Source organism: Halocynthiibacter sp. C4, from assembly GCF_028823805.1.
Lineage (GTDB): Bacteria > Pseudomonadota > Alphaproteobacteria > Rhodobacterales > Rhodobacteraceae > Falsihalocynthiibacter > Falsihalocynthiibacter halioticoli.
In genome coordinates, this window is sequence record NZ_JAPEIE010000001.1 from 1215005 (window position 1) to 1240631 (window position 25627).

Consider the following 25627-nt stretch of genomic DNA (forward strand, 5'->3'; position numbering starts at 1 on the left):
ATTCGCGCAGTAACCAGTTGGCAGAGATGCCAGACGAAAGAATTTATGAAACAAGATTATTCAGGTCGGAAAATCGCAGTAATTGCGAGTTTGGGGACATCGCTGGTTAATTTCCGGCTTGAGCTTTTGAAGCGCATGGTGGCCAACGGCCACGAAGTGCTCGCTCTCGCGCCGGAATTTGAACCCGAGACAATAGAGACACTCGCGGCATATGGAATTCAGACGAAGCGTTTTGCGATGGATCGCGCAGGGCTGAACCCTGTGAAGGACTTGCAGACGATTCACGAATTGCGGAGTATTTTCAAAGCGTTCAAGCCAGATGTTATTGTTCCATATACCGCGAAGCCCATCGTTTACGCGAACTTGGCGGCACGCATGGCAGGTGTTCCACGCCGGTTCGGGCTGTTTACCGGGTTGGGCTATGCGTTCTTGAACGAACAGCCGCGCGGCAAGCAATGGCTGGTGCGCCAGATCGCGATTTACCTCTATCGTTTGTCATCCAAGGGAATGATACGCGCCTTCACCTACAATCCAAAAGAAACCGAGGATTTGCGAGATTTCCGATTGGTTCCGCCCTCTACGCCAGTGCAAGAGGTACCTGGGTCGGGCGTTGATGTAGCGCTTTACAAGGATACGGTGCCATCTGTCGCGCCGATCAAGTTTTTGATGATTGCGCGTTTGCTTAAGAGCAAAGGCGTGCGTGTGTTCGTTGCTGCCGCGGCGCGGCTCAAGGCGAAGGGGCTGGAATTTGAAGCGAACCTGCTTGGCCCGATGGACCCCAACCCTGACGGGATTACTCAAGAACAGCTAGACGGTTGGATCAGGGAAGGGACGATCAACTACCTTGGTGCAACGAAGGATGTCAAGCCATATCTTGCGGATTGTTCCGTGATGGTGCTGCCTTCGATGTATCGAGAGGGAATCCCGCGGTCGATATTGGAGGCAATGTCCTCTGGGAGGGCTGTGATTACGTCGGATATGCCTGGGTGCGCTCATAGCATCACCGATCAAGAAGACGGTTTTATCGTTCCGACAGGAGATGATGCAGCTTTAGCAGATGCAATGGAGAAATTCATCAGCGCGCCGGATCTAGCAATTCAAATGGGCGCTTCGGGACGTGCGCATGCAGAGAGAACCTTTGACGTTCACAAGGTGAACCGAATTTTGCTGACAGAGATGGGCCTTGAGGATCCGGACAATCCCCCAACGTTGTTGGAGTAGATCTGGCGGATAGGCGTATAGGTCGAATTGCTTTTGCCTCTTTTCACAAAGCGTCAAAAGCAATGCGGGGCGCTTTGCCTTCAGCAACAACACTTCAGAGCTATAAGGCGCGTGTGCTATCTCGCATTCTTTTGATGAAGAAGAAGTAGCACCCCGCAGACCAGATCACGTTCATAACCAACGTAAGCCAGCTTGCAGCAATTATTCCGAAGCTCGGAACAAAGAGAAACAGCCCACCGAGGAATACCAGTGAGGATGTAAGTGTGACCATGAGTAGCTGCCTGTCTTGATCGATACCTAGGAGGGCTGAGTTAAAGACGGACGATGCCATGAATACGGTTGATGCGGCGAGTTGGATTGTCAGGAGCGGTGTTGCGTCGGAGAATTCTGCACCAAATATCGTTGGAATGATCTTCTCGCCCCAGAAAAAGAACACAAGAACAACGGGCGCACCAAGGCATAAGAGCAGCGTATGAAAGCGAAACACAAGCCGCTGAAGGCGGGTACGTTCGCCTTGTTCCCATAACTGTGCCAACTTGGGGAAAATCACGGTTTGTATCGGCTTTGAGACCCGCAGCGCGGATAGCGCAACGCGTTTTGCTATCTGGTAAAGGCCGATATCTCGCGGACTAACCAGACCACCCAATATGATGATATCAAGTTGTTTCGTCGAATTGCGGGACAGCACGTTGGCATTTGCGTTGAAGATATATCGCAGAATACCGGGGTTTTCAGCTAGGACTCCGCTCATGCTCACGCTGTGTACGGGACGATCGATCCGCTTTTTGATGAGAGACCATCCGATGATCAAGGGCAAGATATGCTGCAAAAGTGCATCGACGACGACCAGCCAGAAAAACGCAATAAACGGGGCGTCTAGGAGCCAAAGCACGACAGCCAAGAGAAAGCGGGCGAAGGCGGTTATTACGAGAACCTTGGCATAGAGATCAAAGCGCGAGAATAGCCGTAGCACCGCAACACTTGTTGTCGACGCATAACCAAAAAGCGTTGCAGCGAAGATATAGGCCAACATGAGTTGATCTTGCGGGAGGTCGATCCAGTGATTTGCGATTGAGAGGGTCGAAAGGGCGATAACAGCTGCAAACGCTGCGCCACAAAAATCAAGCAGGGTTCCCCATTTGATTAGCCTGAGCAGGGCTGTTTCGTCGTTCCTCTCTAACGCCTTGGTGCCATAGCGGATCACGGCTTGCAGCGGCTCAAAACGGAAGATCAGGTCAACGGCACGGGGATAGGCTTCGATCAAGGCGAGAAGGCCAAGGCCAACAACTCCGAGCGAGCGTGTCATAACCACAAGCGTACAAAGCCCGAGCAATGCAACAATCGCATTGGCCGAAATCAGGATTCCAATGTGCTTAAGAACCCCCTCAAAGCTGCCCGAGCGGGAATGGATAAATTTACGGATCGAAAATTCCAAAGGGATCAGCCTTGTCTGAAGAGGGGGGCAATGGGATCAGGTATAGCCGTCCGGCCCTTTGTAGTATTGCATATACTCACCCAAGCCATAGAGCTTCTGTTTGCTTGGGTCGATACCGTTAAGGATCGAGCCAATGACTTTGACCTTGGCCATATCCAGAGCCCGTTTAAGGTCGAGCAGAACGCGGTCTGTGACCTTTTCCCACGCCACAATAACGATAAACCCGTCGAGCTCGCTCGTGATTACGGTGGTCTCGCTGACCAAAAGGAAAGGCGCGGTATCAACAAGGATCAAGTCATATTCCGCGCGCAGGCGGCGGAACAGGTTCTTCACCTTGGCCTCATCTATATCAACAAACCCTTCTTCATGACGCACCACCCATGGATAGATATCCACGTTTTCGAATTGAGAGGCGCTAATGCGGATTTCATCAAGCGCCGCGCCCTTTGTGAACCAATCTTCGAGCGAGGCGGGTTCAATCGCCGACGCGTCTTCGATTGGGCCTCGAATATCAAAGCTCTCGCGTGGTTTGCTCGGTTGCTTGTCTGTTCCAGTGAGGGATTCAACACCGTGGTGCCACATATCGAAATCGACAATCGCAATGCGCTGTTTTTTCACCGTAGCGGCGAAGGCCAAGCATGTTGAGACAGTTGATTTACCTTCGTTTGGCAAACACGAAGTTATGCCAAGCGTAGAGGTCTTGTTCCGCGGAAGCTGCGTGTGGAGGTTGAAATAGATTTTGCGGATTGCCGTTGCAAATATTGAACGATGACCGTGCTGCATTTGGCTTAGGAGGAAATGCTTGTCCATCGCCTTGTCGACTTCGGATTTCTCACCGCGCCGCAGAGCGCGGGCTTTCGCCTTTAGCTCTTTAACCGTTTGCCTTCCTTTTTCCTTGGCCGATTTCAGCGACTGGTAAAGCGTAATTGCATCACCTTCTTTCTGAAGCGGAACAGTTCCGAAACAGGGGGCCTGAAGAATGGACTCGACCTGTTCGGTGGTGCGGATGCGGCGGTCAAAAGCCGCGAGGAAGACGGTTACCAAAATAGAGAAGAAACTGGTGGATACAAATCCAAGAGCCGCAGCAGTTTTCGGGCTAAGTCCCGTCGGCGACGTTGGCGGATGAGCGGCGGATACCATAATCGCACCAGGGCTCATGATGATGTTTTCCGCTTCTACACGAAGCAACTGCTCGAATAGCTGGTCGTGATGCTGTCGATTGCTGTCGATTTCTCGTGTCAGTTCTTCTTGCTGGATCGTCGCAATGGTGCGCTCGATCAACTGATTTTCGAGGGTATCGATTTCGGTGTTTATCTGGTCAAGACGGGTCTGGTCTGCGTCGCTGCGTACATTGAAGTTATCACGCTGCGCCGTTAGCTGGGCAACCCGCGCCCGCAATTTGCGCTCAAGCTCCGTATCATTCAGTCGCTTACTATGTACAAGTTCAGCAAGCTCTTTTTCGTTTTCGGCGAGTTGCTGTCCTGTCTCTGTCGTCCGTTTCCGCAGAATATCAGTAGCCATCGATATTTCGCTGGTTTTCTGGTCAATGCGGCGGTCGATATATGTTTGGCCAATTTCATTTGCCAAATCCGCAGCAAGTACGGGATCGGGCGCGCGAACTTCAATGCGCAACGCAAGGCTCTCACCTTTGCGGCCAACGCTCATGGCATTGGCCAACCACTTAACCTGCTCACCGCGCGGTACGTCGGGAATAGGCGGTACACCGGCGCTTCCATCTGCGAGGGCGGCGGAGTATTTCGTTAGTGTCCGATCCACAACCTCGCCAAGCAATTCGGTAGAGCGAAACACATCAAGTTGGGTCTCGACGGTGGAGCGGTTGGTGCTCAAACCTTCGGAGATGTCTAAAATATCCAGTGCGGAATTGTCTGGCTGTAGAACCACAACAGCTTCGGCCTCATAGGAAGGCCCGCGCTCTTCGACGAAAACATAGCCGAGAATCGCGCCTACTAAACTGAGAAACAGAATATATTTCAGATTTCGGTGGAGCGCTGCAACGACATTGGAAAGTCCGAGGCCGGAACTCTGTTCATCGTTCTGTAGAAAGTAAGGTGAAGAGAATGCGTCATCACCGTTAGCGTCCGACCTTTTGTTGGGCACTTTCTTTCCGAATGAATGTTTCAAGGTACGTCCAGTCAATAATTACGAGTACAAGCTTTTGGATCAATTCACTTAACAAACTGGTTTTATTATTTCGAAGTCTATTGAATCCATGTTTAATTTGAAACAAACATTAAAATATTGTTCAAAAGTTGGCCAAAAGTTAAGTTTTTTTATCTAAATTCTCGTTTTGGTATCACAGTTCTCAGAGGAAAGGCAATTTGTGCAGCAGAACCGATCTTCGCGGCTAGACAAGATCGAGCTGTTTCTGGCGGCTTGTACAGCGTTTTTCGCGCCCATAAATGCGGCGCGCGTGCCAGGTGTTTATTTTACACTCGCAGATTTTTGCGCTCTTCTTTGCTTGGTTGTGATGCTCGCAAACCACGGCATCCCGCGGAGATTGTTCGGATCATTGTCCGAATTATATTACATTGCACTTGCCATGTTTTGCGGTGCGCTGCTGTTCAGTTCTGTCATCAATGGTGACAGTATAAGCGGGCTGATTGGCGTGGGGCAGTATGTCTTTTCGTTTGTGATTTTCCCTATTGTTCTTTTGAGACGGAACCATCGCGAGGCCTGGATTGTCGGGCTGTCATTTCTTGCGGCGATCGTCGTTATTTGCCTTCACGGAATATCTCTCATCGTTTTCGAAATCGAAGTAAGCGAACGCTTTGTTGCCGTGAATGGGCGGCTTCGCGGTCTTGTTGAGCGGACTAATGAACTCGGGGCCTTGTTGGCAATGACGGTGCCGCTTGTGGTTGTTTTGACTCGTGTTGGATGGTTTCCCAAATGGTTGGCTTGGAGCATCCTTGCGATCATCTTTTACACCGTGATGTTAACTGGCTCCAACACGGGTATGGGGAGCTACATGTTTGCTTTTCTGGGCATGATGGTTATCGGCAAAGATGCCCCGCGCAACTTCCTCATTCTAGCTGTGTTGGTCGCTATTATGGTCGGGGTTGTTATGGTGTTTGGCACTGAAATCCTGCCTGAAATCTTCCAAAAACGTGTGGTTGCTGGCTTTACTGCCGGCGACATTCGCGAATTTGGGACGCTGGATGGGCGCTTGGTGCTGACATACGAGGCCTTTGATTTGGCGGAAGAGTACCTCTTTATCGGAATGGGATTTGATCAGTTCCGCGAGTTGAGCTCTCACAACGCGCCGGTTCACAACGCCTATCTGTTGTTTTTGACCGAAGGTGGAATTGTTGCTCTATTCGGGTTCTTACTGTTGCTTGTTGTGATCTTTGCGCGGTCTAGCTCGGTGATCCTTAACACGGGCAGCCTGAACGGCGGTCTGTATCTGATGGTAACGATTTTGACCTATTGCATCGTTCTTACGGCACTGCCGCATGTTTATGGTCGTTTCCTGATAATGCCTTGGGTCGTCGCGATGGGGATCACAACGACCATCCCTACAGATCCAAATCGCCAGGCTTCAAAATATGGAAAGCTTCGCTTTGCGAAAGCCAACTGAAGCGGATTTCGGGTAACTTCAAAGCGTGCCATGTAAGCGTGGCTGGTCGTAGCGAACTCTAACGCCCCAAGACCTCATGCTGGCGTGGTGGTTTTCCGCTTTTGCTGCGCCACTCCAGAACCTCAATACATTTGCGGTCTCCGCAGAGGATCAGAAACCCTCCGTCGGTTTTAGCCTGAATTTGCCCAGTAATCCCAATGTACTCAGGTGTCGGTGCTGCAAGGCGCGCGCTGTCGATCCAAAGTCGGTCGTCTTCGCCAAAATCACAAAAAGCGCCGGGGTAGGGTGCGCCAACAGCGCGAATAAAGCGCTCGATGTTCGCGGCGGTATCGGTCCAATCAATGCGCCCGTCTTCCGGCGTACGCTTGGCGCAGTAGCTTGCTTGGCTGTGGTCCTGTGGTTGGGGCTTGAGCGTGCCGTCCAAGGAGGATTTTACTACTTCGGGTAGCATTTCGGCGAGCGCGCTTGTCTGTTTGTCATAAAGGCTACGGGCCGTTTCATCAGGTGACAAACGGACAATTCGTTGTCCGATAATATCGCCTGAATCCATCCCTGCGTCGATCCAGAACAGCGTCGCGGCGGTTTCTTTCACATCTTCAAGTATGGTCCAGGGTATGACTGCTCGTCCGCGCATTTTCGGTAGCGGGGCAGGGTGAAAACCGATGGAGCCGAGGCGGGGAATGCTGCGGAACTCTTCGCGACAGATCTGTGACCAGCCCAGAACGAGGCAGAGATCAGGCTCGATTGCCTTTAGGTCCGCAAGGGTTTCAGCATCGTTAATATTGTTGCAATGGATCACCTCTGTGCCCGCAGATGCCGCAAGCGCATTCAGATCGACAAAATCAGAATGCCGCGAAGCCAACCTTGGATGTAGCGTCACGAGATGTGATGGTGTGAGGCCAGCGTCAACCAGTGCTTCAAAGGACAACTTGGTTGATTCAACTGCTCCGATCAGAATGATTTTCATGTGAACGTGTATACCCTGCTACTTAAACAAATCGTTTTTGGAATGTTGCCAATTTCCAGTTGGTTATAGGCTTTCATAGCCGCAATTTCAAAGCAAGCGCTACAGGAAATGCGTTCGGCAAGCCAATGGTCCTTCCGACGTCATATTAACCAACGAGTTTCTTTTCGATGGCCCTGAAATTCAGCATTTTGGCTTCAATATTCGTAATTTCTTTCGATTAAGGGGCGGCTTCATACCGCGACCGGCATGGATTTTGCAGGTTCGAAAATGACGGCTCTTTTAAAGACAGTTTCATGTTCAGGGGCGGTCTAAAACTTGGTCCCATTGGTTTAAAATTGTCTCTAGCTCGAATTTCGACGCAGTTTTCGCGGCTTCTCTGCCGAAACTGGTTTGCAATTCGGGTTTATCTAGTAAGCGCGTGATTGCACGGCTCAGGGCGGCGCTATCTCCGACGGGAACGAGCAGGCCATTTACGCTGTCAGATACCAGATCAGATGGCCCCCATGGACAGTCCGTGGCAATAACCGCCATTCCCGCGCTCATCGCCTCGGCCAGTACATTTGGAAAACCCTCGTAGTGCGAGGACAGAACCAACGTCGGCGCGGTTTTCACCCATTCCATTGGAGCTTCGGTGTTTCCCGGAAGCGAAACAACCGCCGAAAGGCCGAGTTCTTCAATTTGTTTCGTCAAGTTCTCGCGCTCTTCGCCTTCGCCCCAGATTGTAAGTTTGGCGTCGGGATGGTGTGTGTTAACTTTGGCAAAAGCCTTTATCAGAACTTCAAACCCTTTTTGCGCGGTAAGTCTGCCAACGGCGACAATATGCTTTTTGTCGCGCTTCTTCGAGGTCCGGTGGCCCGCAATGAAACACGGGTTTGGGATAACCGTCGCTTTTGCATATTGGTTTTGCTCGAGGAGTTCGAACGATCCTTTTGTTTGCAAGACGATGTGGTCGGCACGGGCGAACATACGTTTGATCAGGGTGCGCCAAACTCTTCCGTTGCGTTGTTTGTTGGGGTTGTTCCGTTCTGAAACCGTCAGCGGAATCGACATACCCTGCATCGCGAGCGATGAAATAACATTAACGCGCGTCAGGAACGATAGAACGGCATCGGGTGCTATTGATTTGATTTGTTTCCGTAGCCAGAGCGCCTGCGTGAGCGCGCCGCGAATGCCTGGTTTTGCGCGTTGTCCATCGCCTTCCATCGTCTTGAGCGTAATTCCGGGCGGGTAGGGGAAATAGCTTTCCTCCGGTGAGCCATAGAGCGCCAGAACAGTGACCTCGTCGCCGCGCTCATGTCGGTGCCGTGCGATGAGGTTGATGATTTTTTCGGCTCCGCCTGCGCCAAACCCCGCTTGAACAAAAACCAGTTTTTTCATGCGGTTGCCTTGGTGCATACGTCGGTCAGGCACTCAGCGAGGGCGTCGGCGGCGTCTTCGGTAACAGTCGGATCGACGAGGAACGCAAGGCTCGTTTCGCCAAGTTCGCGCGCCACAGGGAGCGGCTCTTTCGGCGCAAAACCTCGGTCGCGGAACATTTTTTCGCGATAGATTTCAGAGCAACTGCCAGAAAAGATCGGGAAGCCTTTGTCAGATACTTCTTTGATGATCCTGTCACGCGACCAACCTGTTGCCAGTGCTTCAGGGCGCACGAATGTATAGAAGCGGTAGAACGCGTGCGTCATGGATTTGGTTGGCAGAGGTGTTCGAAGGACGTCGAGGTTTTGTGTGGCATCGGCAAGGATCATGGAAATTTTGGTCCGATGCGCGACCCAATCACCGAGCTTCTTCAACTGTGCTGAACCGATGGCCGCCGCAATGCCGGGCATCCGGTAGTTGGTGCCGAGGTTTTCGTGCAGCCAGCGGAATCCCGGCGGATGGTTGGTATTGAATACCGTATCGTAATTCTTGCCGTGGTCTTTGTAGCTCCACGCCGATTTCCAGAGCTTTTCATCCTGACAGACAAGCATCCCGCCTTCGCCGCCTGTTGTCATGATCTTGTCCTGACAGAAGGAAAACGACCCGAAATTGCCAAAGCTTCCCACATGAGCATCACCGATCTGAGCGCCATGCGCTTGTGCGCAGTCCTCGATCACCCAAAGGTTGTGCTCTTTGGCCAATTCCATGAAGCCAGCCATATCGCAAGGCCATCCGGCGAGGTGAACAGGGATGATGCCTTTGGTTTTGTCGGTTATGAGCGGCGCAACAGTTTCGGGGGTGATGTTTTGACTGTCGGCATCTACATCAGCAAACACAGGTACTGCACCAAAAAGCAGGAGGCAGGAGGCCGAAGCTACGAAACTGCGCGGTGTCACGATCACTTCGTCACCGGGCTGGATGCCGAGCGTACGCAACGCGAGGTTGAGCGTTACCGATCCGTTCATCGCGGCAATCGCGTGGTTCACGCCGAAATGAGCGGCAAAGGCGTTTTCGAAATCCTTCACATAAGGGCCGGTCCAGGCGTTAACCTTGCCGGAGGCCAGCACCTTGGTCACTGCGTCGATTTCGTCTTGGGCAAAATGAGGCCATTTCTGCATATTAGCCTCCAACGTGACGGATCAGGATGAAAGCTTCTGCGGCGTGGCGATGCACCGTTGCGCCGCGCAGCGTCGCGAGCGCGCGAAGACTTGGCACAGACCGTTCATGCGGCGCGCCTCGGTCTTGGCTTCCGAACATGGCGAAAGCGGTCAGTTTGTCTTCTAACGTGTCGGTAATATCGACGAAGACATTCGGAATGAATGGTGCTGTTGCCCCTGGCGTGTTCCAGTTGGTTTCAGACAGCGTTTCATACGCGAGTATCATAGGAGGAAAGGCTTCTTGATGCGGGCGGGCAGAGACCATCGCAGCCAGATGAACAAGCTGGTGGTCGATATGGATGTCTCCCACATGTGGGATAAGAAGCGCCGAGGGGGCGAGTTCCGCAACGAGTTTACCGAGCGTGCCATTCAACTCCCGCGTCGGAACTTCTGTCAACTCCGCTGCAGGTAGGCCAAGCCAGTGCGTTTGCTTTACGCCGAGGCCTTTATGCGCCGCGGTCGTCTCCTCGCGCACGCGCTGTGTTTGCTCGGGCGAAAAAAGTGGCGGGCGACCAGAAGTTACCACACAAACATGAACCTCGCGTCCTGCTTTGCAAAGCTTCGCGATCGTGCCGCCAGCTCCGAGAATTTCATCGTCAGGATGCGGCGCAATGACCAAAACAGGGCCGGTGGAAGACGCAAAAATATCTAAACTCATATCTTAAACAAACTCTTTATTTTCAAATTGTTCGGCAAGGCCAACTTCGCGAAGCCAGCTCTCCGCAGTGGTGATCCTGTCGTCGTTTACATTTTCTCCGAAGAGTACCACGCCAATTGTTGCGACGATAATCTTAAAATCCAGCAGAAGTGACCTGTGATAAACATACCAGAGGTCAAGCTTGAGCTTCTGCGCGTTGGTTAGATTGACGTTGCCATTGACTTGTGACCAGCCCGTCAGGCCGGGGCGCACCTTGCAGCGCTCTATGCCTAGTTCGCCGAAGGACTCAATCGTTTGCGGCAAAAGAGGGCGTGGGCCGACGAGAGCCATGTCTCCTTTAGCGATCGCGAGAATTTGGGGGAGTTCGTCAAGCCGTACGCGGCGAATGAATTTGCTAAACCGTGTTTGGCGCATCTCGTCCGGCAGCAACTTGCCGTTTTCGTCAACGTCATTGGTCATTGTGCGGTATTTCAGAATATCAAATACACGGAAGTCTTTGCCCACGCGCGTTTGTCGGAAAAAGACTGGAGAGCCGAGCGCCAAATAGAGCGCAGCGCCGGTTACGGCAATAGGGATGATCAGAAACAGCAGCGCTGTGAAAACAATCAGAAGTTCGACAATACGGGGCATCAATTGGCGCTTTCGCAGGTTATGACTTGGGTTAAAGCGAGGATGAACCAGCTTCGTCAAGAAATTCGTGTTGCATGGGTGTGATAGGTTGGAAATAGGGCACTTAAATGGTGAAAATGCGAGAAATTCGCGCAGCTAGATGCGGTCTTCGGCAAGAAACGACAGATACTCCTCAATGTTTGACCATCCGTCGCCGTCGCGGTCCTCCCAAGTTTGGTTCGGGGCCCTCGGGTCTAGGCCATCTTTTTCTGCTTCCCAATCATCGGGCAAACCGTCCTCGTCTGTATCGACAAGCGCAGTTTTTTCCTCCGGTAGGTCTGGCCAGCCGTCAACGTCCTCTGGCGTATCGATAATCTTTCCTTTGCAGGTGATGAAGTCATCAATGGCGCGCTGATCTAGGTTATCCGGTCCGCCCCAACCTGCCCGCGCGGCGCCAACTTTGGCAAGCACGGCTTCTTCAACCTCAGCCGCAGGGAGAGGAGGGAAGGTGAGCGGTGTGCTTGGCGCATCTATTCGGTGTTTTTCGGCTTCCTCGTCCAAAATGGCGCGACCTGCCTTGTTGCCACATCCTTTCCGCTCATAATTTATGTTGTCGGCCTCATAGATTTTCATGCCGCGCTGCTCATCCCAATCAAACGCCTCAACAGCGGGGAGCGGCTGGCGTCGATTTGAGCTAGGGCCAGTTTTTACGATATTCCCCACATAGTTGATCGTAACGTCGCCCATCAGGTCATAAAACTCGCCGAACTGGCTGATCGCGTTGTAGAAAATGTTATTCACAATCTCAATGGGGCCGATATCTGTACCTTTGACATCGGGGTTTCGGTCGCGATTATGGGCAAAGAGATTGCCAGCCAAAGTAATTGCGCCACAGGGCGTTGGCTGCTCCAGCGATCCTTCATTTGAGCAAATCAGCGCGCCCTTAGAATGCCGCCCTTTTGGGTGCACTGAGCGGTCCAGCGAATGGGAGAGGATCGAACGCGCAAGGGTGATCTTATGTGTCGGATTATTATTGGTATGAATGTTGAACGTTTCATCCGAGGCAAATTGCATCGACAAAGCATCGAGATAGATGTTGCTGCTGCTCTCGACTGTAACTGCGTCGATATTCGCACTCTCACGCGTTCCTGCACCGGGGCGAATTTTGAGATAACGCACCAGAACATGGCCTGAGTTCTTGATTATTATTGGCGTGTGGTCTCCGCCGCGGAGCTTTATCTGGATGCCCTGACCGGGAGCAGTTTGACCTGCGACATAGAGGTTCGAACGCAAACGAATAGGTGTATCCAGCGAAATTGTGCCACTGACCTGAAATACACAGATGCGGGGCATGCGCAGTTCTTCCGCACATTCTCGTAGTGAGCCTTTGCCCCGATCCTGCAGGTTGGTAACGGCAATAATTTGCCCGCCGCGCCAGCCGGTTGTATCCTTGCCGTAACCTATCGCGCCGGGAAAGGCGGATTGTTCTGCGTGCAGTGAAACAGCGGACGTAGAAGCGACAATAAACGTAAAGAAAACCCGCCAAAGGTTTCGAAAACGTTTCTTTTCAAGGCGTTTCATGTGTATACCTTAATGGCGTTTTGAATTATTTTTTTATAACAAACAGCAATATGCTCCCAGAGTAACGCCATTAGAAAGAGTTGCAAGTGATGTCCTTAGTCCGCATTGGTCGAACCGCCGTTCGAAGTCTCGCCGTTGTTCTGGCGCTCGCAACTTCGGGCGCGCCGCTTTTGGCGCAAGACAACGGGGCCTATCCGATCAACGTACAGGATGTTTTGCGCATTCGGGTTGGGAACTGGGATTTCACCAATAACAATTACGAAGAATGGCAAGGGCTGAGCGGGGAATATACGGTTGGTCCCGATGGGCGGATATCCTATCCCTACGTTGGTTCTGTCGAAGTTGGTGGTTTGCCTTTGGATGTCATTTCCGAGACCATTGCCCGCGAATTGGAAGTGGCGATCGGCTTGCCAAACCGCCCTGCGGTTGCGATTGAAATTGCTTCCTACAACCCGATTTTCGTAACCGGCGATGTCTACCGCCCGGGCCAGTATGAATTTCGCCCCGGCATGTCTGTTCGGCAGGCGATGGCTATGGCTGGTGGCGTTGGGCGTTCTGGGTCTTCGGGGCGCGAGTTGGAGCGTGATATCCTTAGAGCCTATGGGCAGCGGCGATTGCTGGTGCAAAACCAACAGCAACTCCTTTTGAAAATAGCGCGCATCGAAGCAGAGATTAACAATGCCGAGAAATTTGAAACGCCGGATGAGATCCGCCGACAGTTGCTCGACAGCGGGATAATCAACATCGAAGAAAGCATCTTTGAAAACAACATGGAGGCGCTTTCCGAGAGGATCGAGTCCGTTGATGAGTTGGTTGGGTTGCTCACGAATGTGATTGAAAAACTCGAAACACAGCTTGCGTTGAACAGTGCCGAAATCGAACGCACCGAAGAAGATTTGGCCAATAAGCAAGAGTTGCTCGCTAAGGGTAATATTCGCGCCAATGATGTTACGACGCTCACGCGCACATTGACCAATTTGCAAATTCGGGACGTGGAATTGACCGTCGAAAAGCTACGTGCGGAGCAATCTCTGAATGAAGCGCAGCGAGATATTATCGACATCAAAAAGCAAAACCGCGCGTCATTGCTCGAACAACTTGACGAGGCGCGCAGACGCCTGACATCCATGACGCTTGGGATCGACCTTCAAACGGATCTTTATACAAGCGCGTTGATAACAGATGCAGAAAGCTCAAAGATCGACCCGAACGAGCCGCTTGTTATATCGGTTGTGTCTCACGGCAGAGGGGGCGATGCGCCTGAAATCGCCAGTGAAACGACATTACTTCGGCCTGGCGATACGGTGATTATCCGTGTGCCGCAGTCGCCAGAAGAGAGCAATCCGACACAATAAATCCATCTTAAGACCGCTACGTCCTTAATGCCTTGCGCGAGATAATGTCGTGTACGGCGTCGGTGTTGCTGAGAGAAAATTGTGGTTTCATAACCGTTTTCTCGATTTTGCCCTATTTGCGCCCAGATTTCTGTTCAGAGTGATTTAGAACAGCGGGAAAAGGACTTTATTTTCTGCTTTTGGGTAAACTATGGTGGAGTAAATACTGCTTTGGGTTGAGTGTCGTGTTGGTTTGATAAGCGAAAATCTCTTTTGCTAATCAATTATTAATGCTTCGCAGCAACATTGGGTAAGCGCAATTCTGCTTAGTCAATTTGACGATATCTGATGTCATGTAATATTAATGTGACAAGGTATTGGGGACAAAGTACCACTCTCTAGGGCAAAGAGGTAACCAGATGGTAATCGGGCTAAACAAATTTCGGGGTACAGTAGCGGAACGTCCGCAGACTGACGAAGTTCGTGACAATGTAACTCACTTCAAAGCGAGAACACGCATGCCGGCGATGCCGGTCGTGGAGACACCCGACGATTACCAAAGCGCGATCGAGAAATATCAGGACATCTGTAAATCTATTGAGATGAGCGATTTCAACGGAATGAAGTCTGCTTGGGCAGATGAGCTCTGCCTGCGTCTCGTAGATTACGAACTGCAGCACGGAATAGACGCCTAAGCTGGCCGCGGCTCTAACAGAGCACCAAATTATAGAAGATGGGGAAGGGCGCTTTCAGGCGCCCTATTTTTTCGGCTGATAGATGCTTGGGTGTTAAAAAGCCTCGTGCCTTCAATCAAGGCGCGCAACACCCTTCCTCCCGAACGGGCTTTTAGCGCCCGATAGAAGTATAGGTGAACCCAGCGGTTTTTGCTTCATCTGGGTCATAGATATTACGGAAGTCAGCCATTTTTGCATCCTGCATCTCGCCAGCCAAACGCGCGAGGTCCAATCCGCGGAATTCGTTCCATTCCGTGAGAACAACGATTGCGTCTGCATCCTTGGCCGCCTCGTATGGATCAGCTTCCCATACTACAGAAGGCAAAAGCTCCTCACCCTCTTTGCGGCCTTGTGGGTCGACCACATGAACTTTGGCTCCAGCACCGACAAGCGCAGGAACGATCGTCAGCGATGGGCTGTCTCGCATGTCGTCGGTGTTTGGTTTGAACGTAACGCCGAGCACGACGATCTTCTTGCCCGCGACCTTGTCGTCGCAGAGATAGAGGATCTTGTCGGTCATCTTGCGTTTTCGCTCGTCATTGATGTCGATGACCTGCTCGACAATCTTGATCGGGCTGGCGTGTTCTTGGCCGATGCGCGCGAGCGCCTTGGTGTCTTTCGGGAAGCATGAGCCGCCATAACCAGGTCCGGCATGAAGGAATTTGTTGCCGATGCGGTTGTCCATGCCCATGCCTTTAGACACGGATTTGATGTCGGCTCCGACCTTTTCACAAAGATCGGCGATCTCATTGATAAAGGTGATCTTGGTAGCAAGAAATGCGTTGGCCGCATATTTGATCATCTCGGCACTCTCAAGATCGGTGTAGACAATCGGCGCCTCACGAAGCGCGAGCGGGCGATAGATCCGCGCCATCACGTCTTGTGCGCGTTCGCTTTCGACTCCAACAACCACACGGTCTGGTCGCATGAAATCCTCGATCGCAGCGCCTTCACGCAGGAACTCTGGGTTGGAGGAAACGTCAAACTCTGCGCTTGGGTTTTCTTCGCGAATGATCTCTTCGACTTTGCGGTTTGTGCCGAGCGGAACAGTCGATTTCGTGACGATGACAGTATAGCCCTTCAGCGAACGCGCAATCTCGCGGGCGGCATCGAATACATAGGTTAAGTCAGCGTGGCCGTCCCCTCGGCGGGTCGGGGTGCCAACTGCGATGAAGACTGCATCTGCTTCAGCAACCGCTTCCGGCAAATCGAGCGTAAAGGACAGGCGGCCATTGGCTACGCTGCGCGCCATAATTTCTTCAAGGCCCGGTTCAAAGATAGGAACCTCACCGGCTTTGAGCGCATCGATCTTTGCTGGCATCTTGTCGACGCAAACAACATCGTGACCGAAATCCGAAAAACATACCCCAGACACAAGCCCAACATAGCCTGTGCCGATCATTGTTAGCTTCATTTATTGTCTCGCTTTTCGGTCTTAGAAAATATCGCGTTGAAAATCAGAGACAGGCCCAAGTGAGTCTGTCTCCTCATATGTATTGTTGAACTATGGGAAAATTTTGACAACGCCAAAATTCCTGCGCTGCGGTCGTGTTAACCTGATTGTTTGGCTTCTTGCGGTTGATGATAGTCTTCGATCCAGTGATTAAGGATTGAACGACATCGTGCCGTCTCACCGCTCTCGATAGCTTGGTTCAAATCGCGGATTGCGCTTTGAACTTCAAGTTCAGAAAGGCAGCCTTCCTGCGCACGCATGATCTTTGGATGCGGCGTGTTGAGGATGTTTTCGCCAATGAGCAGCTCTTCATAAAGCTTTTCACCTGGACGCAAGCCAGTGACGACGATTTCGATATCACCGTCTGGGGTTTGTGGGCATTTCAGCGTTTTACCAGAGAGGCGGATCATGCGTTTGGCAAGGTCGAGGATCGCGACCGCTTTGCCCATATCCAAAACAAACACGTCACCACCGCGCGCAAAGGTTCCCGCAATCAGCACAAGCCGCGCGGCTTCTGGGATGGTCATAAAATAGCGTGTCACTTCGGCATGCGTAACAGTGACAGGGCCGCCACGCGCGATTTGCTCGCGGAACAGCGGGATAACAGAGCCAGAAGAGCCAAGCACATTACCAAAGCGCACCATGGAGAAGAGCGTTTTGGGGCTGCGGCTGTCGATGTCTTGTACGATCAACTCGGCGAGGCGCTTCGATGCGCCCATTACGTTGGTCGGGCGAACGGCCTTGTCGGTCGAGATCAGGATGAAGCGCTCGATTTCGAGCTCGCGCGCTGCATTTGCCAAGACACGTGTGCCAAGCACATTGTTGCGCAACCCTTCAAGCTCGTTGCTTTCAACCAGAGGCACGTGTTTGTAAGCCGCAGCGTGCAGGACGATATCGGTTTGATGGATTTGCATTGTCCGAACAACGCGGCGCTTGTCGCAGACGGAGCCGAGCGTTGCGACAATCTCGACGCCAGCAGCTTCGGCGAGTGGGCGCAACTCTTGATCGATGGAGTAGAGTGCAAATTCGGAATGTTCGAACAAAACGATCTTTCGCGGATTATGCTTTAGAACCTGACGGCACAGTTCCGATCCAATCGAACCACCAGCACCCGATACAAACACCGACTTGTCAGCATAGACATCCGAGACACCGGGGAGGTTCAGATCGACTTTATCGCGGCCGAGAAGCTCATCAGGGGAAACCTGACGGAGGCTTTCTACCAGACCTCTACCGGCGATGATCTCGTTATAGGAGGGCAGCGACAGCACCTCGGCTCCGAGATCGGCAAGCTTGAGTGAAATCCGGCGTTTCTGTTCTTCGGTGGCCGAAGGTGTTGCCAGAATTACAGATTCAATTTTGCCCTTTTCAATGAGGCTCTTTAGCTTTTCCGGATCGCAAACAGGCAAACCACCCATGATCACGCCATGGAGCGAGGGGTTGTCATCCACAAAAACAATGGGTTTGATCTTGGAGCGGCCAAGCGCAGAAGCAAGCTGGTTACCAGCAGAGCCAGCGCCATAAATCGCAACAGGGCGGCGTTCGTGGCCGTGATCATAGAGCACTTGAAGAAGTGCGCGACCGGTAAGGCGAGACCCCATAGTTCCAAGGAACAGCAGAATCCCGAAAATCAGAGGAACAGAGCGCGGCGTCGCAAGGTCAAGAATATAGCACGTACAAATCGAAACAACTGTCATCGTGATTGCAATTAACGCGGCTTTGCCGATGTCTCGAACTCCGAAAGTCGAGAGCTTGACCCGTGAAAAACCGAGCAAAATATTCGCGGCCATTCCAAAGCAAAGAACAGTGGGGAAGAGTATCCAAGACTCCGAAACTTGTTCCCAAGGTGTAAATTCACCATAGCGGAGCGCAAACGCTGCAAACAGCGCGACAGGCAAGAGCACCGCATCTACCGAGAGGTAGATCAAGCGTTTGACCGAACGAGGGACAGTATCAATGAAATTGTGCATGGTAAAAATAACCAACTACCTACAGTACTAATTAAGAAACAAAGCCGTCACACAATCGGCAGTTTCCTTACTATCAACTTGAGTGCTTCAAGTAAAACTTATTTAAAAAAAGATACTTAATTTCAGGGAGTTTCCTTTACGTAAACTAGGTAGTTAGCCCAGTTTTCAAGTTTTGTTGCGACATTCGAAACAATCGAGATGGGGAGCGCTTTACGGGCTCGTAAACCTTGTGCGGGATGCTCAAAATTGCGGCTCATTCAAAAAACTGAATGAACTGGCTGGCTTGGATGAATTGGGAGGACTCTTGCTTGCGGCAAGGGCGCTAAGAATCACGGAACTGATGATTCTTTTCGATTTTGTACCACGCAGCTCGTGGACTTCATGGAGGAGTTTCATAAAGTAGCGGAACGTTGCGGTCGTTACGTTCCGCAAGATTTGTAAGTTTAGGATTGTTGAATTGAGAGTATTGCATTGCATTACGGGCCTCGGGTTTGGTGGCGCACAGGTCATGCTATTCCGGTATTTGAAGGGTTTGGGCGAGGCGCGCAGCAATCACGAGGTGGTGTCGCTCCTTCCGCCTGCACATTTCTCGCATGAAATCGAGAACCTTGGTGTACGCGTTACAAGCGCGGAACTGCCGCAAGGCAAATTCAATCTCAAGGGACTGAAAAAGATCCGGAGCCACATCAAGGACTTCTCTCCCGACGTAATCCACGGTTGGATGTATCATGGGAACTTCGCGGCAAGCGTGGCCAATTTCGGGCTTGGTTCATCAAAGCGGATGGTCTGGTCGGTTCATCACTCTCTACATGACATCAAAGCCGAGTCCCGCAGTACGCAAATGCTCATAAAGCTCTCCGCCCCTATGACGAGGCGGCTTGGCGCCGTTACATACTGTTCAAAGCAATCCCAGATGCAGCACGAGGCGTTCGGCTTTTCTCCAGACAAATCTGTGTTGATTCCGAACGGCACAAATATGGAGGAATATCACGCTCGCCCCGCAGCGCGTTCGTTCCTCTGTTCGCTTGGAGGCATACCGGAGAGCCGTTTTTTAATTGGCAATATCAACCGAAACCATCCGATGAAAGACCAGCTAACGCTAGTGAAGGCGGCCAAGCAGCTCATTGACCGTGGTCGCGATATCCATCTGATTTTTGTTGGAGAGGGGCATGAAGGAGGTGAAGCGGCACAGGCTGCAGCGGCATTCGGGATGCAAGATCGGTTTACGATTATTCCCGCACGCAATGATATCCCCGAGATCGTTCCGGGCCTTGATGTCTTCGTTTTGTCCTCGGCTTGGGGCGAGGCATTTTCATTGGCAACCGGCGAAGCAATGGCAAGTGAAGTCCCGGCGGTTGTAACAGATGTGGGTGATAGCGCGTGGTTGGCTGGTGATACGGGTGCGGTGGTGCCGCCATCAAATCCCGACGCGCTTGCCGATGGGATTGACCAGATTATCGCGTTGCCAGAGCCGGAACGGAAAGCGCTTGGCCAGCGCGCGAGGGCGAGAATTGATGAGAAATTTTCGTTGGATCGCTACATCAAAGCGCATGATGACCTTTACCATCGTGTGGCGGAGTCATCCCAATAGCGTCGTGACAATGGCGCGCACATAATTCATTGCCACAAGAAATATCCATTTCGAGCGCAGCTAAAATTTTCATTCTGACAAGGGCTATGAAAAGGGAGCCGAACGGGCAGGGCGATCAATGTCGCATGTTCGGCTCCCCTTATGAAACGCGTTAAGCCGGCACGAAGCCTTTCAATAAGAAAACAGAAATCAATAAATCAGCCGTGATGGGGTGGCGGATCCGATCGTTCTGTTGCCGTAACGCGCCTCACACTCCCCGGAAATTCCGGCGCACTGGTTAAAGTACTGCGAGACTAATTAACAAACACACAAATTCACTCGATACGCACAGGCACACACACACATGCCACGTCCAACTCGATTGCCCACAATTCAAATAGAGGTTTTAACACATTCTTTTTATGGAAAGTGTTCTAACGCCGCTGCTGCGATTGTGTCAAGACAATGGCAAGAATTCGCCTAAAAAAGACAACGACCGGAGAGGGTGGAGCGTTTCTGATTAGTGTGGTTGGGTAAGTGATTAAAAATATTGAAAAAATTAATGCGTACGCCGGGAGATGCCTTGATAGATGTGCCTTGGATTGTGCTTGTATTGGGGGTTGCGTCACATTTATGACATAAAGTGCGCGGCGAAATTAGGCATTTGTTTAGATTTTAGATTAACCCTTGCGCTGTGCTGAAACTCGTGGCGCACGGGCTCTGAATTTTTTGTTTCGGGCCGCGCAACAATTTTTGTTGAATTGGGCTTATGTCTCAATCTTCATTCGATTTGGCGTGAAGCAATATCTTGGCCGCCGCGGCGCTGGCGCCAAATCCATTGTCGATATTTACCGTAAGTACGCCCGGTGCACAGCTTGCTAGTGCGGATGAAAGCGCTGCTTCTCCACCTTGCGAAACGCCGTACCCGACCGAAGTTGGAACCGCGATAATTGGTGCATGTAGTAGCCCGCCGAGCACTGAAAATAGCGCGCCTTCCATTCCGGCAACCGCGATCACCAGTGGCATTTCCTGTAAAGTTGGTAAATGTTTCTCGAGCCGCCAAAGCCCTGCAACGCCGACATCCTGTATGAGGAACGCATCGAGCCCAAAGAAGCGTGCGCAAACATAGGCCTCTCGCGCAATCGGCGCATCCGAAGTCCCGGCAGACACAATCGCGAGTTTCGGCGCGTTTACTGGGTCCTCTGCCAAATAGGAGGCAGTACGAGCGAGCGTGTCGATATTCACCGGGAGGTCTTCGAGCGCATTGATTTGCTTTGGTGATAGGCGCGTCACAAGAAGTGGTTTGGCTTCTTCGATATGGCTGTTGATTATGTCGAGCAGCATGTCGAGAGGCTTGTGCTCTGCAAAGACGACCTCGGGAATGCCTGTCCGTGCGGCACGGGACCAATCAAAAATCGTGTGGCTTTTCATACTGCTTCACCCTGAAGAAACGCGCTCCCACGGCGATAAGGATAGGCCCCGTCAAAGACGCGATTATGTGCCTGACAAAAGGCATTGATGTGCGCAATCGTGTCCGAGTCCGCTGGCGCATTTGTTTCGAGACGAATGCCGGTTTTGGTAACCCTGCATCGAATATCGGCTGACGAGAGCCGCTCTGCGGCCAGTTTTTCAACTGCATGAACAAAAGCCAGATCCGCAGCGTCGATAGCAATTCCGGTTTCGATACGGCTCGCTAAACAGGGCTGTGCAGGGAGCGCGGCGATTCCAGAAAGTCCAAGTCCGCTCGCAAGATCGCGTAATTCGCGTTTAGAGATGTCGGCCATAACGTAGGGATGCACCACATCTTGCTCTTTCGCCGCAATAAGGCCAGGGCGATATTCGCCCAGATCATCGGTGTTTGTACCAGAAGCAATAGGCCCAGAGCAGCTTTCTGCAATGCGGGAATAAAGGTTCGACTTACAAAAATAGCATCGGTTTGTCGGATTGCTCAGATAGTTAGGGTCGGAGAATTCACGCGCGTTGATGACCCGCAAGTCCCAACCTTCGGAATTGGCAAAATGGCGCACGCGGTCCGTTGCTTCGTCTGGAACAGCTGGCGAAATGGCATGTGCGATTGTTGTGTCTTTGAGTTGGCGCGCCGCAATCGTCGCCAGAGTGAGGCTATCCACGCCTCCGGAAACCGCGAGTGTCAGGCGCGGAAACTGTGAAAGGACATTAGACAATCGCTGATATGCATCACTCATCGCTGTCTCCTTTCGTCGCATTCGCGGCCAATGCACGACGCTGTTCCAAGCCCGAAAATGGCGCAAGATCATCGCTTTCGGCCTTGGCGCTCGGGCCACTTGGACGCTCGACAACCTTGATCGCGATGTTGCCGCTTTGGCCGTGCTGACGCGAAAGGATGCGTCGCGCGACGGTTTCTATGCGCAACCCAATCGTAGACGTTTCGTTAAAGCAGAGCGTCGCAACCTCTTCGCCCGCATCTGGCGTGGTAAGTACACGAAACGCGTAGTTCGGGCGGGATTTTTTGCCAAAGCCTTGCGTGAAGCCAACATCGATTACACTATGATGCGCGCGGATATGGTCGACCGATGTGGCGATCTCTTCTGGCGTCATATCGTCAATCTCAAATGAGATTTGCGTCACCCAATCGGTTGTTGTTTCATTTGTTTCGCTGCGCTCAAGTACAAGCACGCGCAAGATATTGGGGATGTTCTCAAAGGATTTTTGCCCTGCACCCGTTCCGATGCGGGTCAGTTTGCCGCTGCTTTTCTGGTGTGCTGGTTTCAAGAATTTTAGGATCGCCGCACCCGTTGGCGTTATGCGTTCGCCCAACGCGCCATCGTCAAAGCAGTCGAACCCCTTCAGGAGATGTGCGGTTGCGGGGGCGGGGACCGGAATTTTTCCGTGTTGGGATTGTACCAGCCCTGAACCAATCGGCAATGAGGAGCACGACCAGGTTGCGGTGCCAATTCTGGTAAGGAGTGCGGCAGCGCCGATTATGTCCGCCAAAGAGTCCCAGTCCGCAACCTCGTGAAAATGCACGTCCTCAACCGAGACGCCGTGGCAAATCGCTTCGGCTTCGGCCAGTTGCGCGAATATCTCGATTGCTGTGCGTTTCGTCTCTTCGGAGAGGGCGCAGGCTTTAATGAAGCCTTTGATGTTCCGCCAATGACGCGTTGCAGGCGCGGTTTCGGTAATTTCGAATGTGACTTGCGTCGCAGCAAATCCGGATTTCTTGACCGTATCCCTCTTTAGGGTGACATGTTCCAACAGTCCGGCAGCTGCCAAGTCCTCGCTCAAACCTGTTTCGTGTTCGGGAAAGGCTGAAAGCATCGCCGCGAGGAACATATCGCCCGAGATGCCCCCGACAACATCAAGATGGATATGAGCCGTCATGCCGCCGAACGCGCTTGCGGAACGACATAGGGACCTTCCGGAATAACCGCGATTTCAGGGTCGGCATGCATCGCGATACTGTCCGCGATTGCTTGCTTCAAGTCGGTCGCGCGCTCAACGCCTGTGACGGCAAAATCGCTCTCTGGTAACCCTTCGGAATACAGAACAACCTTGCCAGCACGCATTGGCTTAAGCTGCATTTCTGTCTGCCATTCGTCAACATCGGCAAAGGATTTCGCCAGCAGGGATTTCAAAAAGGCGTCGGGCCCCATGGAAACCAGTCGTTCTTGCGCGGCTCTGAAATGATCGGAGCCGACCCCTTCACCACAGTGCGAGGCAATGATCAATGTGCCACCTGGCGCGAGAATGTCGAGCGGCGTCACCATGCCCTTAACTGTTTGATAGTAGGTTTGATCAAGCGGATAACCCGCCGCAGAAGTCACAACGGTTTTGAATTTGCGACCAACAGGAATTTCGGTAAAGGCCCGCACAAACTCAACCGCCGCGAGATGGCTTTCGATAATTTCGCCAAAGCTTGTGAACACAAGGTTACGATCTTCGTCAATCACGGTGTTCAAGGCGTAAATTTCGCCAAGCATCCGCACGATTTCGAGTTGCTCTTCGTGTAGTGGGTTATCGACCAAATTGCACTCTATTGCGGCGGGGTCTTCCATGAACCGCGCGGAATGAAAGGTGCGAATGGTTTCGTGATGAGCAACACCGGGAGCAACAACTTTTCGTCCACCAGAGTAGCCGGCCATGAAATGCGGCTCCACAAGTCCAGTCGCAATCCGCAGGTCTGCGTCCACGAGGCGACGGTCGAGCTTGACAGGAACGCCGCGGCCTTTGGTTGTGCCGAGGTCGATATGATCCTCGTCATTCAGGGCATAGTGGTTTTCAACGGCAACATTCTCGAGAACCCAAGGGTCGCCGACAAGCTCGGCAAGCTCTTCACCGAGGTTTGGCCGATGCAACCCTGTAGCAATCAAAACCGTGATTTCAGATTTAGGAATCCCTGCGTCAATCATTCCTTCGATCATGGGCCGCAAGAACAAGTGGTTCGGGACGGGGCGGGTAATATCGCAAATCAGAATGCAAGCCGAAGAGCGGTTTTGGCACAGAGACTTAAAGTCTGCGCCCGCGACAGGATTTGTCAAAGCGGTGGCAATTTGTTCGGTCGCATCAGGGCAGGGCGGGAATGCAGGCTTGTTGATAACAGTGGGTTCTGCCGCTTCGGGAAGGTTAACCGAGATGCCGTTGCGGCCGTATAATAGATCAATCTTCATCGGATGCCTCCACGTATATCGCTCTGAAATCATTTACGTTTGTATGGGTCGGGCCAGTATTAACCAAACCATCGACACTCTCAAAGAAGCTATAAGCGTCGTGACGAGACAGAGCGCTTAAGGCTTTGTCCCTGTCGGCTTGCGCAAACTGGTTCGCTCCCCAGATCGCGCCTGCGTTATGCTCCGACCCATCGCGTCCATCGGTGTCACAGGCCAGTGCCGAGATGCCGTCTTCGCCCCAGACACCTAGAGCAAATCCTAGCAGAAATTCGCTGCAACGTCCGCCTTTTCCTGCTTCTCCAGTGACGGTTACCGTTGTCTCCCCGCCGGAAATTAGCACCGCAGGCGCCCTTGCCGGTTGGCCGTGACGCTTAATTTGCGCTGCCATGCCAGCCATAACCTTTCCTGCCTCACGCGCTTCACCTTCGATTGCGTCACCTAAAATTAGTGGGGTCACGCCGTATTTTTCCGCAATCTTTGATGCCGCCTCAAGAGAGGCCTGAGGCGCCGCGACGATATGTGTTTCGGCTCGTTTGAAGGCGGGGTGGTCGGGCTTTGGCGTCTCTCCATCAGGGCCGTTTAGAACAGCAAGAATATGGTCGGGTAGATCGATGCCGAAGCGTTCGATGATCTTTAAAGCGTCCGAAGCCGTAGAGGTATCCGGCACGGTCGGGCCGGACGCAATGATTGACGGGTCATCGCCCGGTACATCGCTTATGGTTAATGTCACAACGCGCGCCGGAGCCGCCGCGACCGCCAATCGACCGCCCTTCGTTGCGGACAAATGCTTGCGTAGAACGTTCATGTCCGAAATCGCGGCACCACTCGCCAACAGTTTCTTATTCACGAGAATTTTGTCTTCAAGGCTCAGGCCAGGGGCGGGCGCAGACATCAGCGAGGACCCACCACCAGAAATCAGGCATAGCGCAAGATCGTTTTCAGTAAGTGTTTCGAGCAGTTCTACAATACGTTTGGCGGCGGCTTCGCCTGCGGCATCCGGGACCGGATGGCTGGCTTGAACGATCTCAATACCCTTTGTCGGCAGGTCCGCGCCATGTGGAACGATCACAATTCCTTCGCATGGGCCCCATTCGGCTTCTACGGCTTGTGCCATTCTGGCCGACGCCTTACCCGCGCCGATAACTACGACGCGGCCGCTTGGTTTTTCGGGTAAATATGTGGGTACGGCTTTGAATGGGTCAGCGGCATCAAGTGCTGCATCAAACATTTCGCGAAGGAGTTTTTCGGGTGTCATGATCGGCAATCCGTTTGAAATTTCTT

At 52.3% G+C, this 25627-nt stretch carries 20 protein-coding genes; 5 read left to right on the forward strand and 15 right to left on the reverse strand.

Annotation, left to right across the window (positions count from 1 at the left end):
- Positions 1–45 precede the first annotated feature (45 nt).
- On the forward strand, positions 46–1221 hold the full coding sequence (locus tag OU789_RS05930) for a glycosyltransferase family 4 protein (RefSeq protein ID WP_274654094.1): 1176 nt from the start codon (positions 46–48) through the stop codon (positions 1219–1221).
- 100 nt (positions 1222–1321) lie between these two features.
- On the opposite strand, the gene OU789_RS05935 is transcribed toward OU789_RS05930, so the two are convergent.
- Together OU789_RS05935 and OU789_RS05940 are read right to left on the reverse strand one after the other, a co-directional pair.
- Positions 1322–2656 (reverse strand): lipopolysaccharide biosynthesis protein, encoded by a 1335-nt coding sequence (locus OU789_RS05935; RefSeq protein WP_274654096.1) that lies wholly within the window; start codon positions 2654–2656, stop codon positions 1322–1324.
- A 36-nt stretch (positions 2657–2692) separates the two neighbouring features.
- Positions 2693–4774 (reverse strand): polysaccharide biosynthesis tyrosine autokinase, encoded by a 2082-nt coding sequence (locus OU789_RS05940; protein WP_274654098.1) that lies wholly within the window; start codon positions 4772–4774, stop codon positions 2693–2695.
- A gap of 223 nt (positions 4775–4997) precedes the next feature.
- On the opposite strand from OU789_RS05940, the gene OU789_RS05945 reads away from it, so the two are divergent.
- Complete coding sequence (locus OU789_RS05945; RefSeq protein WP_274654100.1) at positions 4998–6251, forward strand: O-antigen ligase family protein; 1254 nt, start codon at positions 4998–5000, stop codon at positions 6249–6251.
- 58 nt (positions 6252–6309) lie between these two features.
- On the opposite strand, the gene OU789_RS05950 is transcribed toward OU789_RS05945, so the two are convergent.
- The 6 genes from OU789_RS05950 to OU789_RS05975 form a co-directional block, all read right to left on the reverse strand.
- Positions 6310–7218 carry a methionyl-tRNA formyltransferase gene (locus OU789_RS05950; RefSeq protein ID WP_274654102.1) on the reverse strand — a complete coding sequence of 303 codons (909 nt, stop codon included), beginning with the start codon at positions 7216–7218 and terminating at the stop codon, positions 6310–6312.
- A 297-nt stretch (positions 7219–7515) separates the two neighbouring features.
- Positions 7516–8595 carry a glycosyltransferase family 4 protein gene (locus OU789_RS05955; protein ID WP_274654104.1) on the reverse strand — a complete coding sequence of 360 codons (1080 nt, stop codon included), beginning with the start codon at positions 8593–8595 and terminating at the stop codon, positions 7516–7518.
- On the reverse strand, positions 8592–9752 hold the full coding sequence (locus tag OU789_RS05960) for a DegT/DnrJ/EryC1/StrS family aminotransferase (RefSeq protein ID WP_274654106.1): 1161 nt from the start codon (positions 9750–9752) through the stop codon (positions 8592–8594). The genes OU789_RS05955 and OU789_RS05960 overlap by 4 nt, the downstream gene beginning before the upstream one ends.
- A 1-nt stretch (position 9753) precedes the next feature.
- Positions 9754–10449 (reverse strand): PIG-L deacetylase family protein, encoded by a 696-nt coding sequence (locus OU789_RS05965; protein WP_274654108.1) that lies wholly within the window; start codon positions 10447–10449, stop codon positions 9754–9756.
- Positions 10450–10452: 3 nt separating this feature from the next.
- Positions 10453–11079: a sugar transferase gene (locus tag OU789_RS05970; RefSeq protein ID WP_274654110.1), complete on the reverse strand. Its 627-nt coding sequence runs from the start codon at positions 11077–11079 to the stop codon at positions 10453–10455.
- A gap of 135 nt (positions 11080–11214) precedes the next feature.
- Entirely contained in the window at positions 11215–12639 is a 1425-nt protein-coding gene (locus tag OU789_RS05975; protein ID WP_274654112.1) for a pectate lyase family protein, read from the reverse strand.
- Positions 12640–12728: 89 nt separating this feature from the next.
- Here OU789_RS05975 and OU789_RS05980 point away from each other — a divergent pair, with 89 nt between their 5' ends.
- Together OU789_RS05980 and OU789_RS05985 are read left to right on the forward strand one after the other, a co-directional pair.
- The gene (locus OU789_RS05980) at positions 12729–13994 is read left to right on the forward strand and encodes a polysaccharide biosynthesis/export family protein (protein WP_274654114.1); all 1266 of its coding nucleotides are present in this window, start codon (positions 12729–12731) and stop codon (positions 13992–13994) included.
- 497 nt (positions 13995–14491) lie between these two features.
- Complete coding sequence (locus OU789_RS05985; protein ID WP_274654116.1) at positions 14492–14668, forward strand: hypothetical protein; 177 nt, start codon at positions 14492–14494, stop codon at positions 14666–14668.
- A 151-nt stretch (positions 14669–14819) separates the two neighbouring features.
- Here OU789_RS05985 and OU789_RS05990 read toward each other — a convergent pair whose 3' ends face one another.
- Positions 14820–16121: a UDP-glucose dehydrogenase family protein gene (locus tag OU789_RS05990; protein ID WP_274654118.1), complete on the reverse strand. Its 1302-nt coding sequence runs from the start codon at positions 16119–16121 to the stop codon at positions 14820–14822.
- A 137-nt stretch (positions 16122–16258) separates the two neighbouring features.
- Positions 16259–18130 (reverse strand): polysaccharide biosynthesis protein, encoded by a 1872-nt coding sequence (locus tag OU789_RS05995; protein WP_274654120.1) that lies wholly within the window; start codon positions 18128–18130, stop codon positions 16259–16261.
- 457 nt (positions 18131–18587) lie between these two features.
- On the opposite strand from OU789_RS05995, the gene OU789_RS06000 reads away from it, so the two are divergent.
- Positions 18588–19721 (forward strand): glycosyltransferase, encoded by a 1134-nt coding sequence (locus OU789_RS06000; protein WP_274654122.1) that lies wholly within the window; start codon positions 18588–18590, stop codon positions 19719–19721.
- 753 nt (positions 19722–20474) lie between these two features.
- On the opposite strand, the gene larB is transcribed toward OU789_RS06000, so the two are convergent.
- From larB to OU789_RS06025, 5 genes are read right to left on the reverse strand one after another with little or no spacing between them, the layout of a single operon-like run.
- The gene (gene larB / locus OU789_RS06005) at positions 20475–21131 is read right to left on the reverse strand and encodes a nickel pincer cofactor biosynthesis protein LarB (RefSeq protein ID WP_274654124.1); all 657 of its coding nucleotides are present in this window, start codon (positions 21129–21131) and stop codon (positions 20475–20477) included.
- Positions 21128–21904: an adenine nucleotide alpha hydrolase gene (locus OU789_RS06010; protein WP_274654126.1), complete on the reverse strand. Its 777-nt coding sequence runs from the start codon at positions 21902–21904 to the stop codon at positions 21128–21130. The genes larB and OU789_RS06010 overlap by 4 nt, the downstream gene beginning before the upstream one ends.
- A complete protein-coding gene (gene larC / locus OU789_RS06015; RefSeq protein WP_274654128.1) occupies positions 21897–23060 on the reverse strand; it encodes a nickel pincer cofactor biosynthesis protein LarC in 1164 nt (387 codons plus the stop codon). The genes OU789_RS06010 and larC overlap by 8 nt, the downstream gene beginning before the upstream one ends.
- A complete protein-coding gene (gene larA / locus OU789_RS06020; RefSeq protein ID WP_274654130.1) occupies positions 23057–24346 on the reverse strand; it encodes a nickel-dependent lactate racemase in 1290 nt (429 codons plus the stop codon). The genes larC and larA overlap by 4 nt, the downstream gene beginning before the upstream one ends.
- A complete protein-coding gene (locus tag OU789_RS06025; RefSeq protein WP_274654132.1) occupies positions 24336–25601 on the reverse strand; it encodes a glycerate kinase type-2 family protein in 1266 nt (421 codons plus the stop codon). The genes larA and OU789_RS06025 overlap by 11 nt, the downstream gene beginning before the upstream one ends.
- Positions 25602–25627: the final 26 nt, after the last annotated feature.